This window comes from Paenibacillus endophyticus (genome assembly GCF_014192395.1).
GTDB lineage: Bacteria > Bacillota > Bacilli > Paenibacillales > Paenibacillaceae > Pristimantibacillus > Pristimantibacillus endophyticus.
The window spans coordinates 76,833-97,460 of record NZ_JACHXW010000009.1 but is presented as its reverse complement, the minus strand read 5'-3'; the positions used below and the strand labels follow the sequence as shown (position 1 = coordinate 97,460).

The 20,628-nt window shown below is 47.6% G+C and carries 15 protein-coding genes and 1 pseudogene; 6 read left to right on the top strand and 10 right to left on the bottom strand.

Annotation, left to right across the window (positions count from 1 at the left end):
* Positions 1 to 242 precede the first annotated feature (242 nt).
* Positions 243 to 1,387, top strand: a pseudogene (locus tag FHS16_RS16230) (IS3 family transposase).
* 457 nt (positions 1,388 to 1,844) lie between these two features.
* Here FHS16_RS16230 and FHS16_RS16225 read toward each other — a convergent pair.
* From FHS16_RS16225 to FHS16_RS16210, 4 genes are all read right to left on the bottom strand, one after another.
* A complete protein-coding gene (locus tag FHS16_RS16225) occupies positions 1,845 to 3,284 on the bottom strand; it encodes an N-acetylmuramoyl-L-alanine amidase (RefSeq protein WP_183564477.1) in 1,440 nt (479 codons plus the stop codon).
* Between the two features lie 215 nt (positions 3,285 to 3,499).
* Entirely contained in the window at positions 3,500 to 4,654 is a 1,155-nt protein-coding gene (locus tag FHS16_RS16220; RefSeq protein WP_183564474.1) for a hypothetical protein, read from the bottom strand.
* Positions 4,651 to 6,102 (bottom strand): sensor histidine kinase, encoded by a 1,452-nt coding sequence (locus FHS16_RS16215; protein WP_183564471.1) that lies wholly within the window; start codon positions 6,100 to 6,102, stop codon positions 4,651 to 4,653. The genes FHS16_RS16220 and FHS16_RS16215 overlap by 4 nt, the downstream gene beginning before the upstream one ends.
* Entirely contained in the window at positions 6,086 to 6,811 is a 726-nt protein-coding gene (locus FHS16_RS16210; RefSeq protein ID WP_183564468.1) for a response regulator, read from the bottom strand. The genes FHS16_RS16215 and FHS16_RS16210 overlap by 17 nt, the downstream gene beginning before the upstream one ends.
* A gap of 332 nt (positions 6,812 to 7,143) precedes the next feature.
* On the opposite strand from FHS16_RS16210, the gene ytxJ reads away from it, so the two are divergent.
* The 4 genes from ytxJ (at position 7,144) to FHS16_RS16190 (ending at position 10,837) form a co-directional block, all read left to right on the top strand.
* Entirely contained in the window at positions 7,144 to 7,482 is a 339-nt protein-coding gene (gene ytxJ / locus FHS16_RS16205; protein ID WP_183564465.1) for a bacillithiol system redox-active protein YtxJ, read from the top strand.
* Positions 7,483 to 7,572: 90 nt separating this feature from the next.
* Complete coding sequence (locus tag FHS16_RS16200; protein WP_183564462.1) at positions 7,573 to 8,001, top strand: GNAT family N-acetyltransferase; 429 nt, start codon at positions 7,573 to 7,575, stop codon at positions 7,999 to 8,001.
* Between the two features lie 352 nt (positions 8,002 to 8,353).
* Positions 8,354 to 9,601 (top strand): S-layer homology domain-containing protein, encoded by a 1,248-nt coding sequence (locus tag FHS16_RS16195; protein ID WP_183564459.1) that lies wholly within the window; start codon positions 8,354 to 8,356, stop codon positions 9,599 to 9,601.
* Positions 9,602 to 9,721: 120 nt separating this feature from the next.
* The gene (locus FHS16_RS16190) at positions 9,722 to 10,837 is read left to right on the top strand and encodes a stalk domain-containing protein (protein WP_183564456.1); all 1,116 of its coding nucleotides are present in this window, start codon (positions 9,722 to 9,724) and stop codon (positions 10,835 to 10,837) included.
* Between the two features lie 156 nt (positions 10,838 to 10,993).
* Here FHS16_RS16190 and FHS16_RS16185 read toward each other — a convergent pair whose 3' ends face one another.
* On the bottom strand, positions 10,994 to 12,376 hold the full coding sequence (locus FHS16_RS16185; protein WP_183564848.1) for an amino acid permease: 1,383 nt from the start codon (positions 12,374 to 12,376) through the stop codon (positions 10,994 to 10,996).
* A 247-nt stretch (positions 12,377 to 12,623) separates the two neighbouring features.
* Here FHS16_RS16185 and FHS16_RS16180 point away from each other — a divergent pair, with 247 nt between their 5' ends.
* Positions 12,624 to 13,238, top strand: a complete 615-nt coding sequence (locus tag FHS16_RS16180; RefSeq protein ID WP_183564453.1) for a PH domain-containing protein — start codon at positions 12,624 to 12,626, stop codon at positions 13,236 to 13,238.
* Positions 13,239 to 13,699: 461 nt separating this feature from the next.
* Here FHS16_RS16180 and FHS16_RS16175 read toward each other — a convergent pair whose 3' ends face one another.
* The 5 genes from FHS16_RS16175 to FHS16_RS16155 all read right to left on the bottom strand — a co-directional run bounded on the left by FHS16_RS16175 (position 13,700) and on the right by FHS16_RS16155 (position 20,582).
* Complete coding sequence (locus tag FHS16_RS16175) at positions 13,700 to 14,212, bottom strand: hypothetical protein (protein WP_183564449.1); 513 nt, start codon at positions 14,210 to 14,212, stop codon at positions 13,700 to 13,702.
* A gap of 996 nt (positions 14,213 to 15,208) precedes the next feature.
* Positions 15,209 to 16,435, bottom strand: a complete 1,227-nt coding sequence (locus tag FHS16_RS16170; RefSeq protein ID WP_183564446.1) for a (S)-ureidoglycine--glyoxylate transaminase — start codon at positions 16,433 to 16,435, stop codon at positions 15,209 to 15,211.
* Entirely contained in the window at positions 16,432 to 17,718 is a 1,287-nt protein-coding gene (gene allC / locus FHS16_RS16165; protein WP_183564443.1) for an allantoate deiminase, read from the bottom strand. The genes FHS16_RS16170 and allC overlap by 4 nt, the downstream gene beginning before the upstream one ends.
* Before the next feature lie 29 nt (positions 17,719 to 17,747).
* Entirely contained in the window at positions 17,748 to 19,118 is a 1,371-nt protein-coding gene (gene allB, locus FHS16_RS16160; protein ID WP_183564440.1) for an allantoinase AllB, read from the bottom strand.
* Positions 19,119 to 19,496: 378 nt separating this feature from the next.
* On the bottom strand, positions 19,497 to 20,582 hold the full coding sequence (locus FHS16_RS16155; RefSeq protein WP_183564437.1) for an ABC transporter substrate-binding protein: 1,086 nt from the start codon (positions 20,580 to 20,582) through the stop codon (positions 19,497 to 19,499).
* Between the last annotated feature and the right edge of the window lie 46 nt (positions 20,583 to 20,628).

The window sequence follows — 20,628 nt, the reverse complement described above, 5'->3', positions numbered from 1 at the left end:
TTTATAGAAATAGTGCAGCCGATGCGGGAACCGTTCAGGACGCCAAAAAACAAGAAGCAACCATCCATATGGTTACCTCTTGTTTCGTATTTGTTTCGTATTTGTTTCGTGATTGTTTGTACTTATTTGTTCTTACTTCGCACTTGTCTCGCACTTATCTCGTACTTATTTCGCACTTGTGACCTTGCCCCGAATAGATGGACACGAAGAAAACCTCTATAATAAATTATGGAGGGATTCACATGGGACAACGAAAAAAATTCGACAAGGCATTTAAGGAGCAGGTAGTCCTGCGTATATTAGCAGAAGAATCAACAGCTTCTTAAACAGCCAAGGAACTAGGCGTGCATTATACGACGGTTAAAGACTGGATAAAGTTGTACAAGCAAGACGGCGAACAATCCTTTCCTGGCAGTGGAAATCTTAAAGTGGAAGATCAGGAAATACGTAAGCTTCGTAAGCAACTCGCTGATCTCAAGGAAGAAAACGACATTCTAAAAAAGGCGGCAGCCTACTTTGCGAAAAATCTGAAGTAAACACGTTCAAGTTTATCTATGAACACCGCTTCGAATTTCGGATTGCAAAGATGTGCCAGGCTCTCCATGTCTCTCGAAGCGGCTATTATGCTTATGTGAAGCGACCCGAAAGTAAACGAAGTGTAGAAAATCGGAAGCTGCTAGATACGATCCGAAATATCCATCATGCGAGCCGTAAGATCTATGGAACGCCACAAATCACAAAGAATCTACCGCCGGACCAGAAAGCTAGCCGAGGCCGTGTAGCCCGCCTCATGCAAGCAAATGGAATACGGTCTAAAGTGGTCAAGAAATACAAAGCGACAACGAATGCTAAACACAATTTGCCTGTTGCCGATAACCTACTAAATCAAAACTTTGAAACAACGAAACCACGTGAGAAATGGCTGACTGATATTACGTATATTCCAACTGACGAAGGTTGGCTCTATCTTGCAGGAGTTATGGATCTGCATGGCCGCGCCATCGTAGGGTGGGCAATGGACAGCCGCATGAAGACTGAACTCGTATCATCTGCATTAAAACAAGCCATAGGCCGCGTAGGTGCAGAAAAAGGCTTGATCGTCCATTCTGATCGTGGTGTTCAATATGCCAGCAAGAAATACCAACGTCTTCTAAAGAAACACGATTTCGTCTGTAGCATGAGTCGCAAAGGTAATTGTTACGACAATGCACCAATGGAATCTTTCTGGGGGAAGCTTAAAATGGAATGGCTAAATGATCGTAAATTTAAGACTAGGGCTGAGGCCAAGAAGGCTGTATTTGAATATATTGAGCTGTTTTACAACCGACGGAGAACGCATTCTTCCAACGGTTACCTCACGCCATTACAGCTTTTCTTGGCAGTGTAATGTTTAGACTAACAGTTGTAATGAGGCTTTCTTACTGTCTACTTAATTAAGGCAACGTCACTTGTTTCGTACTTGTTTCGTACTTGTTTCTCGCTTGTTTCTCGCTTGTCTCGCACTTGTCTCGCACTTGTCTCGCACTTGTCTCGCACTTGTCTCGCACTTGTCTCGTACTTATTTCGTACTTGTCTCGCACTTGTCTCGCTCTTGTTCCGCTCTTGTTTCGTACTTATTTCGCACTTGTCTCGCACTTGTTTCGCTCTTGTTTCGTACTTATTTCGCACTTGTCTCGCACTTATTTCGCACTTGTCTCGCACTTGTTTCTTACTTGCTTCGTACTTGTTTCATACCATAAATGAATCGTTGTCGCTGAATGGACGATTGCGTTGCAGTCCATGCCAATCATCGCCGTTCACATAACTTATAACTTCACCGTTAACATAACTTCACCGTTCACACACTAAGCGTCCTGGTAATCGGGCAAGTTCAGCATTTCCGGTACCGTAACGAATGTGTATCCTTTTTCTCGCAATTGCGGGATCATGAGTTCGAGCGCTTCGACCGTATTTCCCCTTCCGCTGGTAGAATGCTGTAAAACAATGCCCCCCGAATAGACTTGTTTGTTCACGATTTTCAATATAGCTGGCGCAGTTATTCCAGACCAATCCATCGTATCCACGGACCAGTTCACAACAGCCATGTTCAGCTCATGTACAGCCTTCACTCTCTCCTCATTCAATTCCCCATAGGGAGGGCGAAACAAGAGAGGACGCAAGCCCGAAATAGCTTCCAGTTGATCCTGTGTATCCTTTATTTGTTTCAATGATTCTTCGATTGTCAGTTTGTTGAAATTAGGATGTGACCACGAGTGGTTGGCTATCACATGTCCTTCTTTTACGATTCGCTTCACCATCTCAGGGTGGGCCTTCGCTTGTTTTCCCACGATAAAAAATGTCGCCTTTATCTCATTTTCTTTCAAAATGACCAAAATATCAGAAGTAATCTCCGTGTCTGGGCCATCATCGAAAGTCAAGGCAACGCGCTTTCCATCAGCCGCTAAGCCGTTGTAATACACCTTCTTATTAATAATAGAGCTTGCATCTACATTCGAATGCTCCTCATCATTATGTTCCTCTTGACCATCTATTTGAAGTCCCTCCAGATTAGAGGGATGCTCGCCATATTGTAAGAAATATTGCTTTAGGCCTTCTACGATGCCCTTTGCTGCTGCATTTTGTCCGTCCCCGCTGAGCATGACAGCTTCCTCGCCAGCGTTGGTTAGATAACCGACCTCAACGAGTGCTGCCGGCATTTCGCTGAGCGAAAGCACCTTTAGCTGCTCCTCCTTCACTCCGCGGTCCCGAAAACCTAAAGCCTCGATTACGTTCTTTTGAACGGTTTGGGCCAATAGATTGCTATCATCATGTGTGTACAACGTCTCCGTTCCGTTTGCACTGTCATCCGTGTACGTATTTCCGTGGATAGACAATAGGGCATCAGCCTGCCATTCATTTGCCATAGCTGCGCGATCTTCCAATTCAACAAACACGTCTGTAGTTCTCGTCATGCGCGTCTCAAACATCGGTTCATCTCTGAGCAAATCGAACACCTTCTTCGCAAGGGCGAGCGTATAATCCCTCTCGTAGTTCCCGCTTACCCCCGTGGCGCCTGGATCTTTCCCACCATGTCCCGGATCGATCATAATTTTATACTTTTGCGTTTGAGAAGATGGAGGAGATAGCTTAACCGGATTATCGAAAGAGTGCTCGGTTATTGAAGGAAGTTTCTCCTCTGAATGACCGATGCTCCAAGCGGCAACAACACCCACCATAGTAAAGAATAAAAGAAAGAGTATAATGAATGCTTTCATGGACTGTTTGCGTTTTTTATAAGTTTTCATGGCGCCTCCTAGCGAATGATCGTAATAGTCATCTCTTAAAATCTACTATAGTTCAGAGATGTCTCACCCACTTCGCTAGCATGTAAACAAGTTGTGTACGCCTTCTACCTCCCAATCCTTTAAATCGCAAACGCCTTCTCTTTCATAAAAACGCAACGCAACAAAAGAGCACAGCTTCTGCCGTTAAGCAGAGGCTGTGCTCCTCCTATCCGTTCTTAATTAAATTCAATGACTAGGCTCTGCATGCCCTTAAATGCTTGTGTTTCAGCCATAGGTTGGGCAATGTCGTACTTTTTCGATCCACTAAGCAATAACTTCCCATTATCCGGGCTCCAAGCCATTTGGGCGGGAATGATTCCTTGATAAATCTGTTTCATGTTTAACACATTATTCCCATATAGTCTTGCTGCAAAAACGGAATCGCCATCCTGGCAAAAAGCGATAAATTTCCGGTCATCAGATAGCCGAAAAAGTCCAATATCTCTTAACAAAAGAGACACCACAGCATTTCGCAGGTCATATGCGTACAAATTCCCATCCGGCCCGACGAATGCGATCTGATCCTGGTGAATCCACTCCACCCATCCCTCGGAGCTAATCGGATGCTCGTATTTGCTCTTGAACTTGTCCCCGCTCCATTGGCCGACTTCAAGCATTAACTGCCTGGCTACATATTTTACAATGACCGCGCTTTCCCCGTCATTGGAAACATGAATCGAATGCAATGCGAAAAACTCCTTTGAATTTGACCCATTTTGCGCTAAAGAGTACCACTTTGTATCCCTAGTTTCCCTATCATAAACGCCGATTTTCACCTGTTTATCCGCTTCATTCACGATTGAATAGGTTAGGAAACGACTATTGCTAGACCATGTCATTCGAACAAATTTCAGTTGGTCGGTTGTGATCTCACCGAGCAGCTCGCTATTGCCTCCCGCAAGCGAAAACAACTTGAGCGTAAAGGCACCATTCTCCACCACTGGAAAAGCTGCCTCTTTCCCGTCTGGAGATAAGGCTATTAAATTATTAAATAGAAAAATGCTGTTTCTCTCATCCCATAATTTTGTTTGGGATACATATGGAAACTCCACGCGGTTAATCGTCGACGCAAATTTGTAATTTTCCGCCCCAAGCGTAATTAAGGCGTTTTCATTGCTCCAGCCAAGTGGATAGACTTGGTCTGATTTGCCTTCCATTACAGGATAGATGGTCTTGACTTCAAAAAGGGACAGCTCGTCGTTTGAAGCCTGCTGATCCTCTTTATCATCAATAATAATCGTCTCGACTTTATTCGCTCCCTGGCAGCCTGCCAGTAAGCAGCAAATCACGATTATTAATGCGAGATAGACGGCTCTGCTCCTCATATTCATTTCCTCTCGGCCTCCATGAACGAAAGCTCAATTTGCACGCTCGTCTGCCCATTGTTACTCGTTATCCGAATGAGACCTTGGTGCTCGTCCACAATAGACTTGCTTATGCTAAGGCCAAGTCCTGCGCTCGCTTCTTCATTAACAACGCTTCCGGCCCTGTAATACGGCTCGAAAATTTTTTTTAGATTATCCGGACTGATCGTTTCCCCTTCATTCGTAACCATGATTTTGACCGCTTGGGCATCCAGATGGGCCTCAACCACTATTTCCGAATAGGCAGACGAATACTTAATCGCATTATCCAGCAAATTGATAAAGAGCTGGCGCAGCCGGTCTGATTGACCATATACGAACAAATCATGACTGGCTTTGCAATGAATCGTTTTTTTGTACCGCTTCGCTTTGATCGCCATCGACTCAGATACGTCCCGTAATATACAAGCTGCATCAATTCTTTCAAAGTTATTGGCTCCTTCGGATGCCTTGGACATTTCCAGAAGCCTCAAAACCATGTCATGCAGCCGTTTGCTCTCATCCATAATATGGCCCATCCCTTTTTGAAAAATAACCGGATCCTTCGCACCATTCATCAATATGATTTCGGAGTAGCCCATAATCGTCGTAAGTGGTGTTTTCAGCTCATGGGTCACATTATCAAAAAAACGCTTCCGATGATTGATCAACTCTTCGAGCCGATCCCGGTCCTTCTCAATGGTTAGAAATTGCTCTCTGAGCTTCTCTATCATGCTGCTGAAGTTAGTGGCAAGGCTGCCGATCTCATCCTTTCGCTTGAAAGCGATGCGAACGTGCAGATTTCCATCTTTCACCTCATTCGAGGCTTGCATCAGCTTAACCAGCGGAACCGTAACATGACGCGAGAGGATATAGGAAAACAGAAATGCTGCAGTAAATACCGCCAACGCGATAAAAAATATCGTTCGCTTCATGGCTCTGCTTTGCTCGTAGAGCGGAGTAAAATCTTTGGCAAAACGTATGATACCTACTTTAGTGCCATTAACAACAACGGGATAGGCATAGAGAATGGATACCTCCCCGTTAATCATTGCAATCGTATACGCTGTTTTTCCCTGCATGGCCGCTGTCAGATCATCTCCGCCTGCTTTAAATATACTTTTGTCGGAAGTATACAGCAGCTCACCAGCTAACGAATACATTCCGACACCGTCGGAAACCGTATGCTGCAGATCCGTTCCCATGTCCTCGGCAATTTGCTCAAAGTAAATCTCATCGCTCGTAAAGTGATGCGTTAAGAAGGATTGCCGAATATAGTTGTTGCTGTTTTTTTTTAAGTCAATCAAGCTATCGGAAATTGTGCTCCGGTTGCCGGCTTCAATATTCCTTGTCACCCACTGGTTGAGGATTAAGAAAAATACGGTGAAAATAACAAAAAAACCGAGGATGAACTTGGCCCTAATCGTGCGAATCATAGGAAGTGTCCACATGCTTGTTGAATTTGTAACCAATGCTGAATACGGTCGTAATCAGGTCCGCTGCATCCAATTTTTTGCGCAACCGTTGGATATGCGTATCCACTGTTCTCGTGTCTCCAGTGTAATCGTATCCCCATACGTAATCCAGCAGCTCCGTTCGAGTGAAAATTTTCCCCCTATTTGTATAAAGCTTCAGTAGGAGATCATATTCCTTAGGGGTCAATTCAATCTCTTTTCCGCTTTTCTTGACCACTCTCTCACTAACAGCGATCTCGATCTCCTTAAAGCGAATCACTTGGTCCTCTTGTTCGGTATTTCCATCGGCATGCCGATTGGCTTGCGCAACCCGTCTAAGAATGGTACGGATTCTTGCAATGACTTCTCTTAAATCAAAGGGCTTCGTAATATAGTCATCCGCACCAAATTCGAGCCCTAATATTTTATCCGTAATATCGGATTTAGCCGTAATCATCAAGATCGGGATATTATAAGATGCCGTTACTTGCTTGCAAATATCTAATCCGCTTTGATCCGGAAGCATCCAATCGAGAATTAGCAAATCCGGCTTGAATGACGCAAGCGCCTTAAGACCGTTCGCACCTGAATAGGCTTTTTCCGTTTCATATCCTTCCATATTTAGACCGTATTCCAGTATATCTGCAATGGCAGCTTCATCTTCAATAATTAAAATTTTAGTTTTCTCCATAACCATTCCTTATCAGTCAGATTTATAACAATATAAACTCTGCATGTATCCGCAACGTGATCAACTTGTCACAAACTTGTAAACAACAAATATCGGTGTTTGTTCGTTTCGGTTTAATTGAGGATCTCTCGGCGCTCAGCGCATCCGGCGCCTTCTTAGTTGTTGTCTAATTTCCAAGTAATTATTACAGAATGTTTGAACGATCAGGCTTCATCGACATTCTTTCATTTTCCACTCGCCCAAAGATGACTTTAATCGGCAAAAAGAGCTATAATACATATAGAGTTGTAAGTAACTATCATCTGCAAAGCAGAATATAAGGAGTGTTCCCGATGACTTTGAAAGAAATTACATCCATTGAAGAATGGAATAACGTTTACGAAGCTTCCGCTACTCGCCCGCTCGTCGTATTCAAGCACAGCACAACGTGTCCGGTTAGCGCGAATGCTTATACAGAGTTTAACCAATACCTGGACGGCAAGCCGAGAGAGGACGTTGATTACGTGCTCGTGAAAGTAATCGAGTCCCGTCCCGTTTCCAACCAAATTGCTGAAGATACATCCGTGAAGCATGAATCGCCGCAAATCATGTATATCGACAAAAAAGAAAAAGTATGGTCCGCTACTCACTGGTCCATCACGAAAGCACATATCACCGCTGTTCTTGACTAAGCTTAACAACGCAGCAGCAGCGAGGCTGTTCTTGAAGGTTCAACACCCTTCAGAGCAGCCTCTTCTTATTACCTATGGGGAGGAATTCAAATGTCAGACATCGTGAAGCTAACTACTGATGAGCAAATTCTCGGCGCATTCCCGTTAATCCAGCAGCTTCGCCCTCATTTAACCAAAGAAGATTATTTGGCAAAAGTAAAACGGATGCAAGCCCAGCACGGCTATGCCCTCGTCGCCGCCATCGTGGATGGCGAGGCCAAGTCCGCAGCCGGATATCGGATTAATGAATCGCTGGCATGGGGCAAATATTTTTATGTCGACGACCTGATCACCGATGCGGGCAGTCGTTCCAACGGCTATGCCAAGCTGCTATTCGACTGGCTCGAAGCGGAAGCGGCTGCCAATGGCTGCGAGCAATTCCATTTGGACTCCGGCGTCCAGCGGCATGATGCCCATCGTTTCTATTTGAATAAAAGAATGGATATTGTTGCTTATCATTTTTATAAGCCGCTCCCCTAATAATACCACTGTATGCTGCAACCAAGCGTAAACGGCTGTCGCCGTCCTCCGTGGCAAAAGCAGTCGTTTCGCGGAGATAGATAAGCACATTTATGTGTGATTACATATAAATTCTTATATACGAACAAAAAGCTGCCTAGGCAGCTTTTTTTCATATGCCAGCCCCATCAAAAACGTACGGAATCCATACCCCCCACTTCTCGAAACCACAATCCACATAAAGACTCACAGCATTTAGAACTACACCGCACATCTTCACTATGCCATTAAGCCCATTCTCAATAACGCATATATGTGGTTATCTAGAGAATGTCGGAATATATCGTTTTTTATAAATTAGGGGGATATTTTTATGAAGCGTTTCGCTTTAATCGCAGTGATGATCACCATTCTCGGGATCGCTTTTTCAAGCACATTCACGAATGATCAGGCAACGGCAGCAGCCTCAGCGCCGGTATTCAAGGATATTAAAGGCCATTGGGCGGAGAAAACGATTGCCGATTTGGTAAAACAAGGGATTTTAGACGGATATCCCGACGGGACCTTCCGACCACAAGAGCCTGTAAAGGTGGACCAATTCATCAAAATGCTCGTTCTTTCGTACACTGACCTGCACCAAAACGGTTCACGGAGCTGGAACCTTCCGTTCCTTCAATCGCTCAGCGAAGAGAATCAAGCCATTTTAAAGCAGGACTACCGATATTTTGATTTCAAACCGAACCCTGTCGGATATTGGGCCAAGCAATTCATCGACGTAGCCAGCGATCTTCATTTTCTAAACAAGGCCAGATATAACGATTTCCAAGCAGATATGACCCGCGAGAATGTGGCCGAGATTGTTTATTACACGCTGCAGGAAACCGAATTTTTAGAAGACGGCCTATTCGGACAGAAGATGGCTCAAGCTTATGGCGACATCATGGGCGCAACGGAGCGCGAGCAGAAATTTATTGCAGAAACGCTAGTGAAAGGCATTATGCAAGGGTATCCTAACGGCTTCTTCGGCGTTGGCGACACCGTTACCCGCGCGGAATCGCTCGTTATACTGAATCGACTTACCGATAAATCGAAACGACTGGCAATCACCGTGTCTCCCGAAAAGCTGGAGCGCGTGGTTCCTACTCTTGGCGGCGGGAAAAAGATCATCGTGTTCCCGGACAAACGAATGTGGGATGCCTATGAAGCACTCATTCAAGCTGGCCAACTACGCGGCTCGAACCATGATCTATACGAAACGACGCTCCGTCTATTCAAAGACCAAGCAGAGAAGGACAGCGTACTGAACCGCCCGTCCGGCGCTGCGGCAGTAGACGAGGAGGCCGCTGTGTGGCTCGATCCGCAATACAATACGTACGGCATAACGATGAGGCTGAGAGAAGGCACGCTCGCACGGAACAAAGAGGTGGTGGAGCAGTTCGCCAACCAGCTGTTCGGCTATAATGCCTCCGTCTTCAAAGAGCTGTTTAACGATATTTGCAAAAAAGTCGAGTCAGGCGCCAAGGTCGCATCGCAGCAGAAACTGATCGGCAGCGATAATGTAAACATTCAAATAGATGCGGCTGCCAAAACGGTTATTTTCTCCATTGCTACGAAAAAATAAATAAAACTTCCGTTTGAAGAAGCTGCTCTACGGTTAAAAACCTGTAACAGCTTCTTTATTTTATTGGCAAGCAAGCAGGTGACTATCTCGCTCTTCATGCATTCGAAGGAGGAATAAGATATGGCTCTAACGATCTCTCATTGGAATAAAGCATCAAAACGAAACCGAAAGCTTGTGGCTTTAGTGACGGCAGTACTCCTCGCATCCACGCCAGCAACCGGCATTCTTCATGGCGGAGGAACAGCGGCTGCCGCCGAGTCCACGCTGAACGTTGTACCTCAGCCCTTCGTTATAGACGGCATGCGCACAACCGTGCCTACAGCCATCGTCGACGGAGAAACGTACATCAGCCTCCGCGCGCTTAACGAGAAGCTTGGTCTGGCGACTAGCTGGGATGCCAAAGCAAGAACCGCCATCGTTATTGGACGCAATCGAGTATTCATCGCATCTCCAGACAAGGGAACCTACGAACTGAACGGCCAGCCCGTTTACGGAAGCATGTCCATCCTGTCCAACGGGTCAACTTATATCCCGCTCCGCTTTCTACTAGAGAGGATGGGCTACACGATTTCCTATGACGCGCCTACGCGTACCATCGGCATTCAAACCATTGATGAGAATAAGCTGACCATCGCCAGTAAAACGATCAGCGAGGTGAACGAGTCACAATCACTCGTCATCCATTATCCGGTGATCTCGGGCTATAAGAACGAGGAAGCTGAGGACAAAGTGAATGCTTACTTGAAAAAGGAAGCCGAAACCTTCTCTGTCTCCGCTCAGGAAAGCCTCACCAAGGCGATCCAAGACAATAAGAAATGGCAGGCCGATAATCCAGGCGTGGACTATCCTCCCGTTGCGTATGAGGCTACCTATACGATTACGTATAATGAAAACGACTATTTAAGCCTCTACGTAGACTATTATATTGATCTCGGCGGTGCCCATGGATCAACGATACGCGTACCGTATACGTTCGATTTGAGTACCGGTGAAACCGTCTCTCTGAAGCAAGCCGCGAACAACAATACAAACTACGTATCCATCATTAATAAACACATTAATGACCAGATCAAAGCGAGAAAGCTCGACTTAATCGCTCCTTTCGAAGGTATTAAGGCTGACCGCCCTTACTACTTAAGACATGGAGCCATCGTCATTAACTTTGAGCAATATGAGTACACCGCGTATGCGCTTGGCATGCCGGAGTTTGCCATTCCTCTAATGACCTTTGAATAGGAGTTATCAGTTCCACTTACCGTTGATTCGGAGTTCGCCAATCCTCCTAAAGATCCTTCGATAGGCGTCATCAACTCCACATATCGTTGATGTGGCAAAAGATCTCCGCAGGCCTCAGCCAGCAGAGATCTTTATTGCTTTTTCCGCTTTCGAATTTTAATTGTCTGGATCTAGATTGCATTCTGCAAGCGTAAGCATGCGAGTGCGATGCTTCCACTTATGACCGAGAAATATAGCAAGGAACAATGGAATGCCTATATATGAAGCAATAATGTACGCCCAGTCAATTCGACCGTCATTCAAAGCCCCTATGAATTGACCTCCGATCACCACGATGCAGAGGAGCATGGCTAGGATAGGACCGAAGGGAAACCACTTGGCGAGATAAGCCAACTCATCCAGCCTCCGTCCTTGATACATATAGGCTTTACGAAAACGGTAATGGCTGATCGCAATACCCAGCCATACGATGAAGCCAGACATTCCTGACGCGTTGAGCAGCCAAACATACACAACTCCGTCGCCAAAAAATGAAGCCAGAAATGCCAACAGCCCAAGTGCTCCCGTCACGAGCAAGGCGGCAACCGGTACGCCTCGTTTATTCAGGCTTGCAAGGATGCGAGGAGCTTTGCCTTCCTTGGCAAGCACCCAGAGCATCCGCGTCGAGGCATACATGCCCGAATTGCCTGCAGACAGCACAGAGGTCAATATGACTGCGTTCATAATGGAAGCGGCAACCGCCAGCCCTGCCTTTTCGAAAATCATCGTAAAAGGACTCGTTGCAATATCACTGCTTGCAAGCTGCTCGCTCGAGTATGGAATTAACATACCGATTAGGAGAATGGCAAGGATGTAGAACAGCAGAATGCGCCAAAATATCGAACGGATCGCTCGCGGAATATTTTCACGCGGGTTCTCGCTCTCACCTGCGGTTACACCGATTAATTCCGTGCCTTGGAAAGAGAATCCTGCTGCCATAAACACGCCTAGCGTAGCTAAGAAGCCCGCCGGAAAAGGATTTTCAGTCAAATTCTTTACACCGACCGCCTTTCCATTCCAGATGCCGATAACCATCATTAAGCCGATCGCGATAAAAATAATGACGGTGACGATCTTAATCATCGCGAACCAGTACTCGGACTCGCCATATCCTTTCACCGATAGCATGTTAAGTCCAAGCATGAACAAAAGAAACAGTGCGCTCCATAGTATAGAGGGGCTGTTCGGAAACCAAAACTTCATGATCAGCGTTGCCGCAGACAACTCCGCAGCGATCGTAATCGCCCAGTTATACCAATAATTCCACCCAAGTGCAAAACCGAGTGAAGGATCTACAAACCGCGTCGCATAAGTGCTGAACGTTCCCGATACAGGCATATAGGTGGCCATTTCTCCTAAGCTTGTCATCAGGAAATAGACCATTAACCCGATTAAGGCGTAAGCCAGCACCGCTCCACCCGGACCGGCAGAGTGGATAGCCCCGCCGCTTGCGAGAAAAAGCCCTGTACCGATGGAGCCTCCTAAGGATATCATCGTCATATGCCGTGCCTTCAGCCCTCTGCGCAGAGAGCTTGGCGCTTGTTGTTTTTCACTCAAAGGAACAGCACTCCAATCTTCACCTTAATATCCTCCCTGCAGCGTAAACGCCTTTCCTCAGTTTGCTGAAATTTTCGTATTTTATCCATTTGGAAGTGTTTAATTCCTACAAACGAACCATCATATTTGGCAATTTCTAATATATAATGAGTAAGTATGAAATCATTGGCATGACGAAAGGAATGGTACGATGTTTGGAAAATTAGCTGCAGACGCGCTTGGACTAAGCGATATTGGCGCGATTATCAAGCCGGCAGATTTCAGCAAAGCGGATTCTGACGACTACGTGATGCATGAGGATAACGAGAAGATCTATTTCCTGATCAAATCGAAATCCGACGAATACTGTTTTACGAATATCGCGCTTATCCACCTGGACGGCACAAGCGCCCTCAGCAAAAAACGTACGCTTAAACGTTATTCGTACAGCGCCCATCAAATTGCGCAGGTTGCGCTGGAAACAGCGGGGACAGTTGATCTCGACGTTGAGATCAAGTTCACCATTGGCTCCGTGCCGTTCTCGATTGACGTGAACAAGAAGCATATCGAGGAGCTTAAAGACCTGTACAAGGCACTCATCAAAATTTCTGAAATTACGCGCGAGAACGAAATCTCGCTTGAATATGCAAGACGCAGTCTTGATCTTGCGTCCACTACCTTACAGCAAATTCACAAAGGCGACTTCAACGTTGTTGAGCAATTCGACGGCTTGAACAAATCTGCCTTCAACTGGCTCGTAAACACGCACAAGCAGTACCGAGTGAAGGATTTCGGTGCGATATTCGAGCGTTATATCAATAATTAATCAATGCTCAGATGAGCCTATGAGCATATAAGCATATACAAGCAGATATGCATATAAGCATATAAAAGTAGATGAGCAAAATCAGAGCATTAAACAAGATGAAGAACGCCCGTATGCCCATCAGGCATTCAGGCGTTCTTTTTTGTTGGGGGTCTCACAACACACTCAACCGTGCTTCACCATCAGATCTCGCGCTGAAGCAGCCCAATTTCCCGCAGTTGCGCAGCAACTTTGCGTTGATTAATTAATAAATGAAGAACCTTGTCACCACAGCTGCCTCTTCATTCGCCTCCTAACTACGTTGCACTTTGTACACTCTATTCGTCGTTTAACTAACCACGCCCTTGCTACGTTGCAGTTTCTGCAATAGAAAGGCACTTTTGCGGCTCATATCTCACTCCTATGACTGTTTCTGTTGCACTTTCTGCAACGCAGCCTGGCAAATTGCTTTTTTTACGCGATTACATTGCACAAAGTGCAATGTACATCGCCGTGATTGGTTGGTTGGTTGGTTGGTTGGTGGTTGGTGGTTGGTGGTTGGTGGTTGGTGGTTTTTTGGTTTTTTTTGGTTTTTGGTTTTTGGTGATTGGTTTTTGGTGATTGGTGGTTGGTTGGTTTTTGGTGGTTGGTTGGTGGTTGTTAGTTTTTGGCTTATGGTTGGTTACTAGAACTCCCGCCATCTGACCACCCTTGCTACGTTGCACTTTGTACACTCTAATTGTCATATAACTAACCACGCCTTTGCTACGTTGCAGTTTCTGCAATAGAAAGGCACTTTTGAGGCCCTTATCTCGCTCGTATGACTGTTTCTGTTGCACATTATGCAACGTAGCCTGGCAAATTGCCTTTTTTACGCGATTACATTGCACAAAGTGCAATGTACATCGCCGTGATTGGTTGGTTGGTTTTTGGTGGTTGGTTGGTGGTTGGTGGTTGGTTTTTAGTTTTTGGTTGGTTACTAGAACTCCCTCCATCCGACCATCCCCTGCTACGTTGCACTTTGTACACTCTAATCGTCGTTTAACTAACCACGCCCTTGCTACATTGCAGTTTCTGCAATAGAAAGGCACTTTTGCGGCTCATATCTCACTCCTATGACTGTTTCTGTTGCACTTTCTGCAACGTAGCCTGGCAAATTGCCTTTTTTACGCGATTACATTGCACAAAGTGCAATGTACATCGCCGTGATTGGTTGGTTGGTTTTTGGTGGTTGGTTGGTGGTTGGTGGTTGGTGGTTGGTGGTTGGTTGGTTTTTAGTTTTTGGTTGGTTACTAGAACTCCCTCCATCCGACCATCCCCTGCTACGTTGCACTTTGTACACTCTAATCGTCGTTTAACTAACCACGCCCTTGCTACATTGCAGTTTCTGCAATAGAAAGGCACTTTTGCGGCTCATATCTCACTCCTATGACTGTTTCTGTTGCACTTTCTGCAACGTAGCCTGGCAAATTGCCTTTTTTACGCGATTACATTGCACAAAGTGCAATGTACATCGCCGTGGTTGGTTGTTAGTTTTTGGCTTTTGGTTGGTTGGTTGGTTGGTTTTTGGTGGGTGGTTGGTTGGTTGGTTGGTTACTAGAACTCCCTCCATCCGACCACCCTTGCTACGTTGCACTCTGTACACTCTAATCGTCGTTTAACTAACCACGTCCTTGCTACGTTGCAGTTTCTGCAATAGAAAGGCACTTTTGAGGCCCCTATCTCGCTCCTATGACTGTTTCTGTTGCACTTTATGCAACGTAGTCTGGCAAATTGCCTTTTTTACGCGATTCTATTGCACAAAGTGCAATGTACGCCAAAGTGATCGGTTATTAGCTGGTTCGTCAGTCCATTGGCTAGCATACTAGCTGGCTGGCTAGCCAGTCAGCAAGCAAAGCCCGCTCATCTCTGAAAGATTGAGCGGGCTCCAACAACAACAACAACAACAACAACTACTACTACTACAACTACTACTACAACTACTACTGCAGCTACATCCCGTAAACGTCCATCGCCGCTTGCAGCGCCTTGCCTGCTTCCAGCGAGTGTCCGTGGCGCAGCAACACGGCTTCGAGCGCGCCTAACGTAAGCAGCACGTTGCGCTTGCTGCAGCTGTAGCCCATTGTGCCGATGCGCCAAATTTTCCCTTTCAGCGGGCCGAAAGAGCTGGCGATTTCGATGCCGTAATGGTCCAGCAGCATGGAACGGACCGACTCTCCATCTACTCCGGCAGGTATCTCGATACAGGTGACGACGGTCATTTTGCAGGATGGATCGCCATACAGCCGAAGCCCCATCGCCTCCAACCCGGCGATCAACGCGCCTTCATGCTCGCGGTGCCGCGCAAAACGCTCATCCAAACCCTCTTCCAGCACAAGCCTCAATCCCTCGCGAAGCGCATAAAGCATGGACGTCGCTTCCGTATGGTGGTTCAGCCGCGCTGGGCTCCAATAGTCCTGAAGCTGGCTCAGGTCTAGATAGTTGCTCTGGATCGGCCGCAGCAGCGGATCATCATCGCCATCCGCTAGCAGCAGCCCCCTCTCAATTCGTTTGCGGCTTTGCAGCTTCGCCTCCGCCCTTTTGTTGTACGTAATGGGTGCCATGCCGGCCGGCACGGACAAGCATTTCTGCGTGCCGCCGATTACTGCATCAATAAGCAACTGGTCCGTAGCTACCTCAATGCCGCCTATTGTAGCAACCGCATCAACGACAAACAGCGCATTCGTTTCCCTGCATGCCTGCCCAATCCCAGCTAACGGCTGTATTCGTCCAGTCGAAGTCTCCCCATGGACAAGAGCTACGAGCTTCGGCTGATGCTCCCTTATCGCGCTGACGATTTCTTCCTCAGTGAACACGGTGCCCCATTCCGTTTCCAACTTCACGACTTCGGCACCGCAGCGACCGGCGATTTCCGTCAGCAAATGCCCAAACCTCCCGTAAATGGGCACAAGCACCTTGTCACCGGGTTCAATGATACCGACAAGCACAGCCTCGATGCCCGACCTCGACGTTCCATCTACCGGGAAAGCCCATTCATTCTCCGTCTTGAAGAGCAGCCGCAGCATACTCATCGTTTCATTCATTAAAGCCGTAAACTCCGGATCAAATTGTCCGAGTATCGGATAGGACATCGCTCGCAGCACGCGCGGATCGACCTCGACCGGGCCGGGCGTCATAATCGTACGCGGCGATGGCGCCAAATCTTTATACGCCTTCATAGCTCTTCCCCCTCATAGCCTAATCGATAGAGCAGCTCCGTCAAGACGAGCACGCCGACCGCGAGCTCGCTCGGCTCCGTATATTCCTCCGGCGAATGCGAGATTCCCCGTCTGCTTGGCACGAACAGCATGGCCGTCGGGCAAATATGCTCGAACATCTGCGCATCATGCCCAGCCCCGCTGATCATCCGCTTTGAGGAAATCGACAGCTCGCCGCACACAGCATCCAATTGCTGCTTCAGCCGTTCATTCATCGGCACCGGTTCCTCGCGAAACCATTCCGTGCCATGCAGCTCAAGCTGCCTGTCAGCTGCAATCGAAGCAAATGCCCCAAGTACCCAGCGACAAAAGCAATCAAGCGCCGCCTCGTCAGCATGCCGTGCGTCTACCGTAAATATAACCTTGCCCGGTACGACGTTCGGCACATTCGGCTGTACCTGCAGCCTGCCAACCGTCGCCACGAGCGGGGAGCCTATACGAATGGTCTCTTGGCGCAGCGTCTGAATCATCATACTGACGCCCTCCAACGCATCTCTGCGCATATGCATCGGCGTCGTTCCCGCATGGTTGGATTCACCGACAACCTCGAACTTCAACCTCCTCTGGCCCGCAATCGTATCTACCACCCCGATCGCAATACCTTCCTTCTCAAGCACTGCCCCTTGCTCGATATGAACCTCAATAAAGGCACCGATATCATGGCGGCGACTGTCTCTTGCCGTCCCCTCACCAAAGCCGCAGCGCTGCATTGCATCCGCGAAAAACACCTCATAGGAATCCTGCAAATGAACAATTTGCTCAAAATTCCGTTTGCCTACAATGCTCCCGGAGCCCCAGTATGCCATGGGAAATCGGCTGCCTTCCTCCTCGCACAGAGAAACTAGCTCCAGCGTCCTCTTCGGCTTTCCATAGTGCTTATGCAAGTAATCAAGCGCAAGCAGGCCCGCCGCAATACCGTAAGCTCCGTCATACATACCGCCTTGCACAACGGTATCGATATGCGAGCCTGTTATAATAGAAGGCGCATCCATATCCTCGCCTTGTAATTTTCCAAATAAGTTGCCTACGTTATCAAATGAAGTCGACAAGCCGTAGCTTGCCATTTTGACCGCTAATGCCTGCTGCGTCTCCAGCCAGCCGTCTGTATAAAGCAACCGCGTAATGCCGCCTTCTTCATCCGGACTGAATGCTGCCAACCAGTTCAGCACCTGCATAACCTCTGCTTCGAAATAAGACAGCATCTGTTCCTTATCTTGCGGTGAGAGACGTACATTTCGCTCCATAGCTGCTCCTCCTATCTCTCCTGCCGAATCTAGTTAACCCATTGTCCACGCATCATTTCACTTAATCCAGCATTCTCTCCATATACCGCCTGCCCCCGCAGGTAAGTCGCCTTGACTCGGCAATGCAGCTCTTCCCCTAGGTAGGGGCTGTGTTTATGCTTTTGATACAAATGACTCTCTTCCAATACATAGGTCTGTTTCAAATCAAGCAAAACAAGATCCGCGTCTAAGCCAATTCTGATCTCGCCCTTCGTCTCCTGAAGACCAAACCTCCTTGCCGGCCCACCTGAAAGCAGATCGGTTAGCAAAGTGAGCGGCAGCCCCCTTTTTACATACCCCTCTCCAACAATGAGCTCTACAGAGCTTTGCGCCCCAGCAATGCCTCCCCAAGCATCGAAGAAGTTGTCTGCCACCTTCATCGAGACCGGGCAAGGTGAATGGTCTGACGAAATCATATCAAACTGTCCCTTTCCGACGGCATCCCACAGTTTACCCCGCTCAACAGCATCGCGCAGCGGCGGCGAACATTTGGCAACCGCTCCCTTCGTTTCTAAATCCGCCGATGTCAAAGCCAAATAGTGCGGGCAGGTTTCCACTGTTACATCCAACCCTCTCTCACGCGCCTTCAAAATGGAATGAACGCCAGCCTCGCTGCTGATATGCACGAAATGCAAGGCGCACCCGGTCTGCTCCGCATAAAAAAGCGCACGGTTGATCGCTTCCAGCTCGGCTACGATCGGTCTTGAAGCGACATAATCGCTTGGCGACAAACGTCCCGTTTCTCTCATATCCCGGCCAAGCTTCGACACAATCGGCTCACTTTCCGCATGAAGTGCAAGTACTTTGCCCACGCTTGCAATGATTTTCATGCCCTCAAGCAGCGTGTAATCATCCACTTCGCGGAAGGCATCCTCGCTTGGATCGCCTGGCGATGACATAAACGCTTTGAAACCGACGACTCCCGCTTCATGCAGCGGAATAAGCTCATGCAGTTTCCCAGGAACAAGCCCGCCCCAAATGGCGTAATCCACATAGGATCGGTCCTTGGCAGATGCAAGCTTCTGCTGCATGGCGCTTACCGTAACCGTAGGCGGAATGCCGTTAAGCGGCATATCGATATAAGTCGTGCAGCCGCCTGCAGCCAGGGCAGCCGAGCCTGTCACGAAGCCTTCCCATTCGCCTAAGCCGGGTTCATTCAAATGAACATGAACGTCGATCATGCCCGCCATGACGGTGAGACCCGAGGCATCAAGCGTTTCTTCTGCGAGCTCGCCGTTCAACCCTTCTCCAAGCTGAATGATTTTCCCGTTTTTGATGCCGATATCCAGCATCCTCACTTCGTCCTTCAACACAATGCTGCCGTTTTTTATGATCAAATCAAGCTTTTCATTTCCCGTCATTTCACTCTCCGCCTTTCATGGGGCAATCATTGTTCCTGCACGCAATACGCGCTCGGCCTCTGTTGAAGCTTATGAGCAACTACCATCAAATAGTGAAGCTGCCGATACTTTTTTTGTCGGCCAGTTTTGTATACTTTTAGTGAGTACAACCTCATAACCCATGAGCGTTATCACCACTCACGAGCAATGAGCTTATGGCCACTTTGACGGTCAAGCTTCCCCTTCTAGAGAACAAACAAGAAAGGCCGCAGACAACGAGGTCCGCGGCCCGATTTGTTAGCTTCAATTATAGGATCGCAAACCATTAACCAGCAGCCTTCGCCTCACTTGCCGGTCGCATTAACGCTTTCTGATTAGTCACGATCATACATGCACGCCCTATTTCAGCTCGGTCACGATCAGGCTTGCGTCTACTTCCTTCAACAAACTGAAGTCATGGTAGGTCGCAGGAGCCGGAATCGATTTGATGTTGCCTACCGACTTCAAGTACTCGCCGACAGCAGGGCCGTTGCTTCCGTTCACGTAGGTGTCGCCCACTTCCATGGAATACACGTTGCGGGACATGATTTGCGTCAATTCTTCCACCGTCAGATGCAATTCAGGAGCAAGGGTCTTGATCGCTTCCTCACGATTGTCATTGATGTAATCTGTCGCTTTTTTCAAAGCGCGCAAAACAGCTTTCAAAGTGTTTGGGTTTTTGGCAAGAAACTCATCCGAAACCTGGATCGTCGTATGCACGCTCATCCAGTTTACATCACCTTGTTTGTCAGGAAGTTCGCTTTTCGTTCCGCTAAAGAGGAATTTGCCGCCGCCTTGGATCGCTTTCGTAATGAACGGCTCCCAAGCAGCCAATGCGTCGATGTCGCCTTTTTCCAAAGCAACGACCGCATCACTTGGAGCTAGGTTGACATATTTGATTTTGCTGGCGTCTACGCCAAGCTCTTTGGCCATGTTATTGATTGCAATCGTAACGTCGGCGCCGCTAGGAATTCCGATCGTTTTGCCTTCAAGATCCTTTGCGCTCTTCAGCTCCAGCTTGCTTGAACCGACAACCGCTTGTGTACCGGCGATTTGAGCAAGCGGGGCAATGATTTTGACCGGAATATCCGTGGATTTAAGAATGATGTCCATGAAGTTCGTTTGAATGCTTACCGGCGCGCTGCCTCCAGCAACCATCGGTCCAATGTCGGGTCCGCTTTCGATGAGCTGGCTCGTTACGTTAAGCCCTTCTTCCTTAAAATAGCCCAGCTTGTCGGCAATGATCTGCTGCGAAGAAATTTGAGCGTCACGAACGCCAACCAATGTAAGATCGGCCATTTCAAGCTCTGTAGAGGATGGCGCATTCGATGCCGCACCTTCATTCACGGCTGCTGGCGCATTGTTGTTGCCGCCACAGGCAGCGAGCACAAAGGTTAACGACGTAAGTACAATTGCAGATTTGAACCAATTTCCGGACTTCTTCATAGGTATTCCCTCCACTTTTCTCTTTGTAGTTTATGAGATCATGCCG

Coding starts and splice junctions, on each gene's coding strand:
- FHS16_RS16200 (WP_183564462.1), top strand. CDS start 7,573: ATGTCAGACATCGTGAAGCTAACTACTGATGAGCAAATTCTCGGCGCA.
- allC (WP_183564443.1), bottom strand. CDS start 17,718: ATGGAGCGAAATGTACGTCTCTCACCGCAAGATAAGGAACAGATGCTG.
- FHS16_RS16185 (WP_183564848.1), bottom strand. CDS start 12,376: ATGACGATGATATCCTTAGGAGGCTCCATCGGTACAGGGCTTTTTCTC.
- FHS16_RS16215 (WP_183564471.1), bottom strand. CDS start 6,102: ATGATTCGCACGATTAGGGCCAAGTTCATCCTCGGTTTTTTTGTTATT.
- ytxJ (WP_183564465.1), top strand. CDS start 7,144: ATGACTTTGAAAGAAATTACATCCATTGAAGAATGGAATAACGTTTAC.
- FHS16_RS16155 (WP_183564437.1), bottom strand. CDS start 20,582: ATGAAGAAGTCCGGAAATTGGTTCAAATCTGCAATTGTACTTACGTCG.
- FHS16_RS16225 (WP_183564477.1), bottom strand. CDS start 3,284: ATGAAAACTTATAAAAAACGCAAACAGTCCATGAAAGCATTCATTATA.
- FHS16_RS16210 (WP_183564468.1), bottom strand. CDS start 6,811: ATGGAGAAAACTAAAATTTTAATTATTGAAGATGAAGCTGCCATTGCA.
- FHS16_RS16170 (WP_183564446.1), bottom strand. CDS start 16,435: ATGAAGGCGTATAAAGATTTGGCGCCATCGCCGCGTACGATTATGACG.
- FHS16_RS16175 (WP_183564449.1), bottom strand. CDS start 14,212: ATGGAGGGAGTTCTAGTAACCAACCAAAAACTAAAAACCAACCACCAA.
- FHS16_RS16195 (WP_183564459.1), top strand. CDS start 8,354: ATGAAGCGTTTCGCTTTAATCGCAGTGATGATCACCATTCTCGGGATC.
- FHS16_RS16220 (WP_183564474.1), bottom strand. CDS start 4,654: ATGAATATGAGGAGCAGAGCCGTCTATCTCGCATTAATAATCGTGATT.
- allB (WP_183564440.1), bottom strand. CDS start 19,118: ATGACGGGAAATGAAAAGCTTGATTTGATCATAAAAAACGGCAGCATT.
- FHS16_RS16190 (WP_183564456.1), top strand. CDS start 9,722: ATGGCTCTAACGATCTCTCATTGGAATAAAGCATCAAAACGAAACCGA.
- FHS16_RS16180 (WP_183564453.1), top strand. CDS start 12,624: ATGTTTGGAAAATTAGCTGCAGACGCGCTTGGACTAAGCGATATTGGC.